We start from the raw sequence: 9867 nt of genomic DNA, 5'->3' as shown, positions 1-9867 counted from the left end.
GGGGGGGGGGGGACTGGGGACTGGGGACTGGGGACTGGGGACTGGGGACTGGGGACTGGGGACTGGGGAGGTCGGGGTCGGGGTCGGGCTGTTCGATGCAGGTGCGGTCTTCAATGGCTGTTCTCAAATCCGGAGACAGGCCCGGCTCAGACTCGTGACGGCTCGCCGCCATCGCGCGGCCGCCAGGGTGTGGCAACGGCAGCGCGAACGCAGAGGGTTCCAAAATGACGATTTGCCCCCAAATAACGGAATCGCTACGCTGGGCGATTCGCTGACGCGGCCAGGCCGCGCCGGCGGAATGGCGCCCTTCCCTCCCTTCCTGAACAGGCCACCCCACGGCATGGACAGCATCCGCATCCGCGGCGCACGCACCCACAATCTCAAGAACATCGATCTCGATCTGCCGCGCAACAAGCTGATCGTGATCACCGGCCTGTCCGGCTCCGGCAAGTCGTCGCTGGCGTTCGACACCATCTACGCCGAGGGCCAGCGCCGCTATGTCGAATCGCTGTCGGCCTACGCGCGCCAGTTCCTCAGCGTGATGGAAAAGCCCGACGTCGATCACATCGAGGGCCTGTCGCCGGCCATCTCGATCGAGCAGAAGTCGACCTCGCACAACCCGCGTTCGACCGTGGGCACCATCACCGAGATCTACGATTACCTGCGCCTGCTGTATGCCCGCGTCGGCCTGCCGCGCTGTCCGGACCACGGCTACCCGCTGGAGGCGCAGACGGTCAGCCAGATGGTCGATCAGGTGCTGGCGCTCGACCCTGAGCAGCGCTACATGCTGCTGGCGCCGGTGATCCGCGAGCGCAAGGGCGAGCATGCGCAGGTCTTCGACCAGTTGCGCGCGCAGGGCTTCGTGCGCGTGCGCGTGGATGGCGAACTGTACGAGATCGACGCGGTGCCGCCGCTGGCGCTACGGGTCAAGCACACCATCGAGGCCGTCATCGACCGCTTCAAGCCACGCGAGGAAATCAAGCAACGGCTGGCGGAAAGCTTCGAGACCGCGCTCAAGCTGGGCGACGGCATGGCCTCGGTGCAGTCGCTGGACGATGCCCAGGCCGCCCCGTTGCTGTTCTCGTCCAAGTACAGCTGCCCGGTCTGCGACTACTCGCTGCCGGAACTGGAACCGCGGCTGTTTTCGTTCAACTCGCCGGTCGGCGCCTGTCCCACCTGCGACGGCCTGGGCGTGGCGCAGTTCTTCGATCCCGGCCGCGTGGTCGTGCACCCGGAGCTGTCGCTGTCGGCCGGCGCCGTGCGCGGCTGGGACCGCCGCAATGCCTATTACTTCCAGTTGATCGCCTCGCTGGCGAAGCACTACCGCTTCGATGTCGATGCGCCGTGGCAGTCGCTGCCGGAAAACGTGCAACAGGCCGTGCTGTACGGCAGCGGCAGCGAAATCGTCACCTTCACCTATCTCACCGAATCCGGCGGGCGCACCCAGCGCAAGCACAAGTTCGAGGGCATCGTGCCGAACCTGGAACGCCGCTACCGCGAAACCGAATCGCCGGCGGTGCGCGAGGAGCTGGCCAAGTACATCAGCGACCGCCCCTGCCCCGACTGTGCCGGCGCACGCTTGAACAAGGCCGCGCGCAACGTTTTCGTCGCCGACCGTCCGCTGCCGGATCTGGTGGTGCTGCCGGTCGATGAGGCGCTGAAGTTCTTCCGCGAGCTGACCCTGCCCGGCTGGCGCGGCGAAATCGCCGCCAAGATCGTCAAGGAAATCGGCGAGCGGCTGGGCTTCCTGGTCGATGTGGGCCTGGATTACCTGACCTTGGAGCGCAAGGCCGACACCTTGTCAGGCGGCGAGGCGCAGCGCATCCGCCTGGCCTCGCAAATCGGCGCCGGCCTGGTCGGGGTGATGTACGTGCTGGACGAGCCCAGCATCGGCCTGCACCAGCGCGACAACGAGCGCCTGCTCGGCACGCTGACGCGGCTGCGCGATCTGGGCAACACCGTGATCGTGGTCGAGCATGACGAAGACGCCATCCGCGCCGCCGACTACATCCTGGACATCGGCCCGGGCGCGGGCGTGCACGGCGGCGAGATCGTCGGCGAGGGCCAGTTGGCCGACATCCTGAAGGCGCCGCGGTCGCTGACCGGCCAGTACCTGTCGGGCAAGCGCAGCATCGAGGTGCCGAAGGCGCGCCACAAGCCCAACTCGAAGATGACCCTGCATCTTCGCGGCGCCAGCGGCAACAACCTGAAAGACGTCGATCTGGAGATCTCGTCAGGCCTGTTCACCTGCATCACCGGCGTGTCCGGCTCGGGCAAGTCGACGCTGATCAACGACACGCTGTACGCGCTGGCTGCCAACGAGATCAACGGCGCCTCGCACAAGCCGGCGCCGTACCGTGAAGTCAGCGGTCTGGACCTGTTCGACAAGGTCGTCGATATCGACCAGTCGCCGATCGGCCGCACGCCGCGTTCCAATCCGGCCACCTACACCGGCCTGTTCACGCCGCTGCGCGAGTTGTTCGCGCAGGTGCCGGAAGCGCGCGCGCGCGGCTACTCGCCTGGGCGCTTCAGCTTCAATGTGCGCGGCGGCCGCTGCGAAGCCTGCCAGGGCGACGGCCTGATCAAGGTGGAGATGCACTTCCTCCCCGACGTGTACGTACCCTGCGACGTCTGCCACGGCAAGCGCTACAACCGCGAGACGCTGGAGATTTTGTACAAGGGCTACAACATCAACGACGTGCTGGAAATGACCGTCGAGGATGCGCTGAAGCTGTTCGAACCGGTGCCGTCCATCGCCCGCAAGCTGGAAACGCTGTTGGACGTGGGCCTGAGCTACATCAAGCTGGGCCAGAGCGCGACCACGCTGTCCGGCGGCGAAGCGCAGCGCGTCAAGCTGTCCAAGGAACTGTCGCGCCGGGATACCGGCCGCACGCTCTACATCCTGGACGAGCCGACCACCGGCCTGCACTTCCACGACATCGAGCATCTGCTGGCGGTGCTGCACAAGCTGCGCGACGACGGCAACACCATCGTGGTGATCGAGCACAACCTGGATGTCATCAAGACTGCCGACTGGATCGTCGATCTGGGACCGGAAGGCGGCCACCGCGGCGGCCAGATCCTGGCCACCGGCACGCCGGAGGACATCGCCGCGCATCCGGCTTCGCACACCGGCCAGTTCCTTGCCAAGCTGCTGCCGGCAGCGAAGGCAACCAGGCCCAGCAAGCCGGCGGCCGTCGCCAAACCGGACGTATTGCCGCCGCGCAAATCCGCCACCAAGAAAAAGGCCGCCAAATGACCGACAACAGCGACAACCGCAAGGTGCTGGCACGCATTCCCATCAGCGTGCGCTGGCGCGACATGGACAGTATGGGCCACGTCAACAACGCCAAGTACATTTCCTACCTGGAAGAAGCGCGCGTGCGCTGGATGCTGACCGTACCGGGCATCGCGATGACCGACCGCATCGCACCGGTGGTGGCCGCCAACAACATCAACTACAAACGCCCGCTGACCTGGCCCAACGACGTGGTGGTCGAGCTTTACGTGGACCGGCTGGGCACCAGCAGCGTCACCATCGGCCATCGCATCGTGTCGGCCACGGACGATTCGGTGCTGTATTCGGACGGCAACGTGGTGGTGGTCTGGATGGATACGCAGACCGGCCAAAGCGCGCCGCTGCCGGAGGCGGTGCGCAACGCTTCGGCTTAGGAATGCTTGTCGTAGGAGCGACGTGAGTCGCGATGGGGCTATCGGTAAAGCTTCATCGCGACTGACGTCGCTGCTGCAAGGGCAGCAGACGCTCCCCTGCTCAGGGTTTGGGTTTGCGCACTTCGAATTCGCCCGCAATCTCGCGGCCGTCGGCCAGCTTGAGGGCGATTGACAGCTTGTCGCCTTCCTTCAGCGCCGTTTGCGGGCGGTACAGCATCAGGTGCAGCCCGCCGGGTTTCAGTTCCACCAAGCCGCCGGCCGCCACTTCCAGCCTTTCCACCTCGCGCATGCGGTTGACGCCGTCGATCTCGCGGGTTTCGTGAATCGATACCTCGGCGAACGACAGGCTGCTGGCCGATACCACCGCCACCGGCGCCGCGCAGGGATTCTCGATGCGGGCGAAGCCGGCCATCATCGGCATCGCCACCGGCGGCGACCGCACCCATCCCTGCTCCACTTTCGGCAGACATTCGTCGGCGGCGGCCACCAGTGCCGTTCCTGCCAACCCCAGGGCCAGCGCAAGCCGGCATGCATTCATCGGTTTCATGCGCCTATCATAGCGGCCAGCGCAGACGGAGGAAGTTAATGAGCGAACTGGTGCAAACCCGCGATCACGGCGACATCCGCGAGATCAGGCTGGCCAGGCCGCCGGTCAACGCCCTGGATGCGGACCTGTGCCGGGCGCTGATTGGCGCACTCAATGCCGCACTGGGCGAAGGCGTCCGCGGCATCGTGCTGGCCGGCAACGAACGCATCTTCTCGGCCGGCATGGACGTACCCCACCTGCTCTCGCATGGCAACGACCGCGATGCGCTGATGGACAGCTGGCACGCGTTCTTCGGCGCCGCGCGCACGCTGGCCGAATCGCGGGTGCCGGTGGTCGCGGCGATTGCCGGGCATGCGCCCGCCGGCGGTTGCGTGCTGGCGCTGTGCTGCGACTACCGGGTGATGGCGCGCAGCACCGACCCGGCGCGGCCGTTCGCCATCGGCCTCAACGAGACCCAGGTAGGGCTGGTGGCGCCTGAGGGCATCCAGCGGTTGTTGCGCCGCGTGGTGGGCACCTATCGTGCCGAACGCCTGCTGGTGGCCGGCGAAATGGTGCCGTCCGAACGCGCACTGGAGATCGGCCTGGTCGACGAACTGGTCGAGCAAAGCGAAGTAACCGCCCGCGCCATCGACTGGCTGCGGCAACTGCTGCGTCTGCCCCATCACCCGATGTTGCAGACCCGTGCGATTGCCCGCCACGATCTGGTGCAGGCGCTGTCGCCAGAATTCATCCTGCTCGACCGCTTCATCGATGCCTGGTATGCCCCGGATACGCAGGCGGCCTTGCACGCGCTGGTCGAAAAACTGAGGAAATAGGCCGGCCAGCATCGCCGGCGGGAGAGCCCGATGCACTACCTGCTGTTCTACGATTACTGCGCCGACTATCTGAGCCGCCGTACCGCATTCCGCTCCCAGCACCTGAAACTGGCCTGGGAGGCGCAGGCGCGCGGCGAGTTGCTGCTGGGCGGGGCGATGGACGATCCGCTGGATGGCGCGCTGTTGGTGTTCTGCTGCCCATCGCCGGCGACCGTCGAGGCCTTCGTCGCCGAAGATCCCTATGTCCGCCACGGCCTGGTCGAACGCTGGCGGATCCGTCCGTGGCACACGGTGGTGGGAACCGATGCCTGCAATCCGACGCTGGCCGATTAGGGCATCCCGCAGCGCTAGTCGCCCTGGGCGATCGGCCGCGACGGATCGCTGATCCAGCCGCTCCACGAACCCGCATAGACGCGGGCGCCGCGCAGACCGGCGTGTTCGAAGGCCAGCAGCAGATGACAGGCGGTGACGCCGGAGCCGCACATCAATACGGTATCGGCGGCATCGCGGCCGGCCAGTTGCCGCAACAAGATCTGCCGCAATGCATCGGCGGCAATGAAACGCCCCTCCTGCAGGTTTGCGGCGTAGGGGCGGTTGAGCGCGCCGGGCACATGGCCGGCCACCGGGTCGATGGGTTCCACTTCTCCGCGGAACCGTTCCGGCGCGCGCGCGTCGAACAGCCAGCCGCTGTCTTCGTCCAGCCGCGCCAGGATTTCGTCGGCATCGGCGATGCGGCGCTTGTCGAAACGGGCCGGATACGGTTCCAGCGCAACCGGCAGCACGGGCTGGTCGGTTTCTGCCAGGCCGCTCGCGCGCCAGGCGGCCAGACCGCCATCCAGCACCGCCACCCGCTCATGGCCGAGCAGTTTCAGCATCCACCAGAAGCGCGCCGCGGCCATGCTGCCGTCGCCCGCGTCGTAAACGACGACCTGATCGCCGCTACCGATGCCCCACTCGCCCAGCTTGCGCGCGAACGCATCGCTATCCGGCAACGGGTGCCGGCCCAGTCCGGTCCTGCTCAGGTCGGAAAGGTCGGCATTGAGATCGGCGTAGACCGCGCCCGGCAGATGCGAGGCCAGATAGTCGCGGCGCCCCGCCGATGGGTCCGTCAGCGCGAAACGCGCGTCCACCAGCCGCAGCCCGGGCTGCCCCAGCGCCGCCGCCAACTCGTCCGCCTTCACCAGCGTTGTCCAGTTCATCATCGCTCCTCAGCGGCCCAGCAACCGCTGGCGCAGGTTGAACAGAATCGAAGCCGTGGCGCCCCAGATGCGTTGGCCCGGCCAGTCGTATTCCAGCACAGCGCGGCGGCGCCCGCGATATTCCAGTTCGACCCGGCGCAGGTTGTCCGGAGCCATCAGATAGTCCAGCGGCACTTCGAATACGTCCGCCACTTCATCGGGATTCGGTTGCGCCACATAGGCCGGATCGATGACCGCGACCACCGGCACCACCCGGAAACCGCTGATGGTGATGAAAGGGTCCAGGAATCCCAGCGGCGAAATCTGCGCCGGCGCCAGCGCAATCTCCTCCTGGCTTTCGCGGATGGCCGCGGCAATCGCGTCGGCATCGCCGGCTTCGATGCGGCCGCCGGGAAAACTCACCTGCCCGCCATGGTGGCGCAGGCTGTCGGTGCGCCGGGTCAGCAGCACCTGGGTGCCTTGCGCACGCGGCACCAGTCCGGCCAGCACCGCGGCCTCGGCCGGTTCGCCCGGAGGCATCAGATCGATCAGTTCCTCGTGGTTCCAGCCAGGGCCGGAAGGAGCCGCATGCAGCGGATGCAACACCGCGCCAAGACGGCTGCGTTCGAGCAGCCGCTGTTCGAAGCGCGGCTGCGCGCGCTCGCGTTCGGGCAGCACGGTTTCCATCAGGCGCAGGCGTTCGTCATCGTTCATTTGCGACCAGCGGGCAATTTCGGCGCTCGTGCGCAGGCAACCCTCGCATAGCCCGTCCTCACGCAGATTGCAGACGCCTATGCACGGGCTAAGCACGGCGCGGAAAGCGGTATTCATGAACACTCACACTTGGCAAGCCTACCCGGAAACGTCACCTGGCGCTCAGGCTCCGGAAAAGCACTGCGCCGGCTCAGGGCCGGCGCAGTGGGAACTACATGGGACAGTCGCGCGATTACTTCACGCTCTTGAGCTTGATTTCGAACACCACCGCCAGGTTGGGCGGGAAACCGGTGCGCGGGTCGGCGCCATAGGCCTTGTCCGGCGGCAGCGCCACTTCCCACTTGGAACCGGCCGGCATCTGCAGCAGCACTTCGCGCATGGCCTGCATTTCGACTTCGCTGACCTTGATGCCCGGCATCTGCTGCGGGGGGCGCGCTTCGGCAGGACGCTGGCCGAACGGGAACGGACCGGCGACTTCCAGTTCCACCGTGCTGGCCTGGGTCGGCTTGGCGCCGTTGCCGGTTTCGATCACGCGGTACTGCACGCCGCTGGGCAGCGACTGCACGCCCGGCTTGGCCTTGTTCTGCGCGATGAACTGATCGCTCTTGGTCTTGTTCTCGGCCGCGACCTTGTCGTACTCGGCCTTGGCCTGCTGGGCGCGGGCCTGTTCGCGCTTCTGGAAAGCCTCCAGCGCCGGACGCAACTGCTCGGCGGTCAACGCCGGCTGCTGCTTGCCGTAGGCATCCTGCAGGCCCTTGATGACGGTATTGATGTCGAGCTGTTCGCCACGGCCGGTCAGTTCGGCAAGGTTGTTGCCATAGTCGTAACCGAAGTAATAACTCAGCTTGCCTTTTTCGGACGTGGTGTCCTGAGCCAGGGCACTGCCGGCCATGGCGAATGCCGCAACAGCGACCACTAACGAACGCAACTTCATCAAACGATTCTCCGGGTGGTGGCGATGGCGGGACATACATACCGCCTAGAATGGACGCGCTAGGATAGCCGCCGCGGCGCTTAACCGCCACTGACGACAGGCCTTCTCCGACCAGCCACGGCGACCAGAGTTCCTTTTTACTTAATATTTACATTTCACCGAGACACCATCGCATGACCGACATCCCCGTAGCCATTGCCGATCAGGGCGCTATCCGGCGCATCACCGTCAATCGTCCGGACAAACTGAACGCCTTGAATGCAGCGACCCTGGACGCCCTGCTGCAGGCGTTCGAAGCGGCCGCGCAGGAGCCGGCGGTGCGGGTGGTGGTATTGACCGGTGCCGGCCCGAAAGCCTTCGTCGCCGGGGCCGACATCGCCGAAATGGCGGATCTTCGCGCCACCGAAGGGCGCGATTTTTCGCTGCGCGGGCAGCGCCTGATGCGCCGCATCGAAACCATGCCCAAGCCGGTCATCGCGATGGTCAACGGCTTTGCGCTGGGCGGCGGGCTGGAACTGGCGATGGCCTGCCACCTGCGCATCGCCGCCGACAGCGCCAGGCTCGGCCAGCCGGAGATCAACCTGGGGCTGATCCCGGGTTTTGGCGGCAGCCAGCGCCTGCTGCGGCTGGCCGGCCGCGCAGCCACGTTGGAACTTTGCCTGCTGGGCGCCCCCATCACCGCCGAGCGCGCGTTGCAACTGGGCATCGTCAACCGCGTTGTCGCGGCCGCGGAACTGGAGGCGGAAACCGCAACGCTGGCCGGGCAGCTGGCAACCAGTGCGCCGCTGGCGTTGCGCGGCACGCTGGACATCGTCAATGTCGGCGGCGAATGCGGCATCGAGGAAGGCCTGCAATACGAGTCGGCGCAGTTCGGCCTGATGTTCGCCACCGACGATATGCGCGAAGGCACCCGTGCGTTCCTGGAGCGGCGCAAGCCCGAATTCACCGGACGCTGAGCGATGGCCGCCACCCACTGCTGCCGGCAATCGCCTTCGGTGTCGCTGCTGTTCGGACAGATCAGCGCCGATGACATCGACGCCGCCCTCGAGAGCGGACTGATGGACTTCGTAGACTGCGCGGCCTGCCGTGCCGGCGATCCGGACTACGCGGCGATGGCTGACGTATTGACGGCAACCCGCGAACGGCTGGCGCAAGCCTGGGCGGCGCGCGATCGCTACCGCGCCCGCAATGCCCGGCTCGCGCGCCGCGCGGCCGAGCGCGATGCGCGACGGACCGCCGCCGATGCCGGCAAGCGTTCTTCGCTGCCCGCCGCCGCCGCCGCAATCCTGGCGCGTGCCAAGGCCAAGGCGGCCGGACGCGACGCCCCATGAGCGTGGTCGCCCGCCGCAGCAGGACGCTCAATCGCGAGGAAATCCGCGAGATGTTTTCGCGGCTGGCCGAGCTCAATCCCAAACCGACCACCGAACTGGAATACGCCACGCCGTTCGAACTGCTGATCGCGGTAGTGCTGTCGGCGCAGGCTACCGATGTGGGCGTCAACAAGGCCACCCGCCGGCTCTACCCGGTCGCCAATACGCCGGAGAAGATCCTGGCGCTGGGCGAGGAAGGGCTGAAGCGCTATATCGCCACCATCGGCCTGTTCAATGCCAAGGCCAAGAATGTCATCGCGACCTGCCGGATCCTGGTCGAGCAATACGGCGGCGAAGTGCCGCGCGACCGCGCCGCATTGGAAGCGCTGCCCGGCGTCGGCCGCAAGACCGCCAACGTAGTGCTCAATACCGCTTTCGGCGAACCGACCATCGCGGTCGATACGCATATCTTCCGCGTGTCCAACCGCACCGGCCTGGCGCCTGGCAAGGACGTGCGCGCGGTCGAGGACAAATTGTTGAAAGTGGTGCCGGAGGAATACCTGCACGATGCGCATCATTGGCTGATCCTGCACGGTCGCTACGTCTGCAAGGCGCGCAAGCCCGATTGCCCGCAATGCATCATCCGCGACATCTGCCGGTTCAAGGACAAAACGCCCGGTTAGGGCGGCAGGATCGT

General features: G+C 66.4%; 11 protein-coding genes. 7 read left to right on the top strand and 4 right to left on the bottom strand.

The features are described from left to right. The first annotated feature begins 340 nt into the window (after window positions 1-340). Both uvrA and CRO39_RS19365 read left to right on the top strand, forming a co-directional pair. Window positions 341-3259 (top strand): excinuclease ABC subunit UvrA, encoded by a 2919-nt coding sequence (gene uvrA, locus CRO39_RS19370; RefSeq protein ID WP_097123625.1) that lies wholly within the window; start codon window positions 341-343, stop codon window positions 3257-3259. After that, a complete protein-coding gene (locus tag CRO39_RS19365) occupies window positions 3256-3672 on the top strand; it encodes an acyl-CoA thioesterase (protein WP_097123624.1) in 417 nt (138 codons plus the stop codon). The genes uvrA and CRO39_RS19365 overlap by 4 nt, the downstream gene beginning before the upstream one ends. A 100-nt stretch (window positions 3673-3772) precedes the next feature. Here the strand turns inward: CRO39_RS19365 and CRO39_RS19360 are convergent, their stop codons facing one another. After that, window positions 3773-4219, bottom strand: coding sequence for a copper chaperone PCu(A)C (locus CRO39_RS19360; protein ID WP_097123623.1), 447 nt, complete (start codon window positions 4217-4219; stop codon window positions 3773-3775). A 38-nt stretch (window positions 4220-4257) separates the two neighbouring features. Between CRO39_RS19360 and CRO39_RS19355 the strand changes: the two genes are divergently transcribed. Next, a complete protein-coding gene (locus CRO39_RS19355; RefSeq protein ID WP_097123622.1) occupies window positions 4258-5034 on the top strand; it encodes an enoyl-CoA hydratase/isomerase family protein in 777 nt (258 codons plus the stop codon). 30 nt (window positions 5035-5064) lie between these two features. After that, entirely contained in the window at window positions 5065-5367 is a 303-nt protein-coding gene (locus CRO39_RS19350) for a YciI-like protein (protein ID WP_097123621.1), read from the top strand. A gap of 14 nt (window positions 5368-5381) precedes the next feature. On the opposite strand, the gene CRO39_RS19345 is transcribed toward CRO39_RS19350, so the two are convergent. The 3 genes from CRO39_RS19345 to CRO39_RS19335 form a co-directional block, all read right to left on the bottom strand. Next, a complete protein-coding gene (locus tag CRO39_RS19345) occupies window positions 5382-6233 on the bottom strand; it encodes a sulfurtransferase (RefSeq protein WP_238394710.1) in 852 nt (283 codons plus the stop codon). Between the two features lie 9 nt (window positions 6234-6242). Continuing rightward, window positions 6243-7043 (bottom strand): CoA pyrophosphatase, encoded by an 801-nt coding sequence (locus CRO39_RS19340; RefSeq protein WP_097123619.1) that lies wholly within the window; start codon window positions 7041-7043, stop codon window positions 6243-6245. A 115-nt stretch (window positions 7044-7158) separates the two neighbouring features. Next, window positions 7159-7860 (bottom strand): FKBP-type peptidyl-prolyl cis-trans isomerase N-terminal domain-containing protein, encoded by a 702-nt coding sequence (locus tag CRO39_RS19335; protein ID WP_097123618.1) that lies wholly within the window; start codon window positions 7858-7860, stop codon window positions 7159-7161. A gap of 173 nt (window positions 7861-8033) precedes the next feature. On the opposite strand from CRO39_RS19335, the gene CRO39_RS19330 reads away from it, so the two are divergent. From CRO39_RS19330 to nth, 3 genes are read left to right on the top strand one after another with little or no spacing between them, the layout of a single operon-like run. Then, entirely contained in the window at window positions 8034-8816 is a 783-nt protein-coding gene (locus CRO39_RS19330) for an enoyl-CoA hydratase/isomerase family protein (RefSeq protein ID WP_097123617.1), read from the top strand. A 3-nt stretch (window positions 8817-8819) separates the two neighbouring features. Further along, window positions 8820-9191, top strand: a complete 372-nt coding sequence (locus CRO39_RS19325; RefSeq protein WP_097123616.1) for a hypothetical protein — start codon at window positions 8820-8822, stop codon at window positions 9189-9191. Further along, window positions 9188-9853, top strand: a complete 666-nt coding sequence (gene nth / locus CRO39_RS19320; protein ID WP_097123615.1) for an endonuclease III — start codon at window positions 9188-9190, stop codon at window positions 9851-9853. Before CRO39_RS19325 ends, nth begins: the two co-directional genes overlap by 4 nt. The last annotated feature ends 14 nt before the right edge of the window (window positions 9854-9867 follow it).

This window comes from Pseudoxanthomonas wuyuanensis (assembly GCF_900215535.1).
Classification (GTDB): Bacteria; Pseudomonadota; Gammaproteobacteria; order Xanthomonadales; family Xanthomonadaceae; genus Pseudoxanthomonas_A; species Pseudoxanthomonas_A wuyuanensis.
This window is presented reverse-complemented; position numbering and strand designations above follow the sequence as displayed.

Excerpts from the sequence above, each read along its gene's own strand:
- uvrA (WP_097123625.1), top strand. The coding sequence starts at position 341 with ATGGACAGCATCCGCATCCGCGGCGCACGCACCCACAATCTCAAGAAC.
- CRO39_RS19365 (WP_097123624.1), top strand. The coding sequence starts at position 3,256 with ATGACCGACAACAGCGACAACCGCAAGGTGCTGGCACGCATTCCCATC.
- CRO39_RS19360 (WP_097123623.1), bottom strand. The coding sequence starts at position 4,219 with ATGAAACCGATGAATGCATGCCGGCTTGCGCTGGCCCTGGGGTTGGCA.
- CRO39_RS19355 (WP_097123622.1), top strand. The coding sequence starts at position 4,258 with ATGAGCGAACTGGTGCAAACCCGCGATCACGGCGACATCCGCGAGATC.
- CRO39_RS19350 (WP_097123621.1), top strand. The coding sequence starts at position 5,065 with ATGCACTACCTGCTGTTCTACGATTACTGCGCCGACTATCTGAGCCGC.
- CRO39_RS19345 (WP_238394710.1), bottom strand. The coding sequence starts at position 6,233 with ATGAACTGGACAACGCTGGTGAAGGCGGACGAGTTGGCGGCGGCGCTG.
- CRO39_RS19340 (WP_097123619.1), bottom strand. The coding sequence starts at position 7,043 with ATGAATACCGCTTTCCGCGCCGTGCTTAGCCCGTGCATAGGCGTCTGC.
- CRO39_RS19335 (WP_097123618.1), bottom strand. The coding sequence starts at position 7,860 with ATGAAGTTGCGTTCGTTAGTGGTCGCTGTTGCGGCATTCGCCATGGCC.
- CRO39_RS19330 (WP_097123617.1), top strand. The coding sequence starts at position 8,034 with ATGACCGACATCCCCGTAGCCATTGCCGATCAGGGCGCTATCCGGCGC.
- CRO39_RS19325 (WP_097123616.1), top strand. The coding sequence starts at position 8,820 with ATGGCCGCCACCCACTGCTGCCGGCAATCGCCTTCGGTGTCGCTGCTG.
- nth (WP_097123615.1), top strand. The coding sequence starts at position 9,188 with ATGAGCGTGGTCGCCCGCCGCAGCAGGACGCTCAATCGCGAGGAAATC.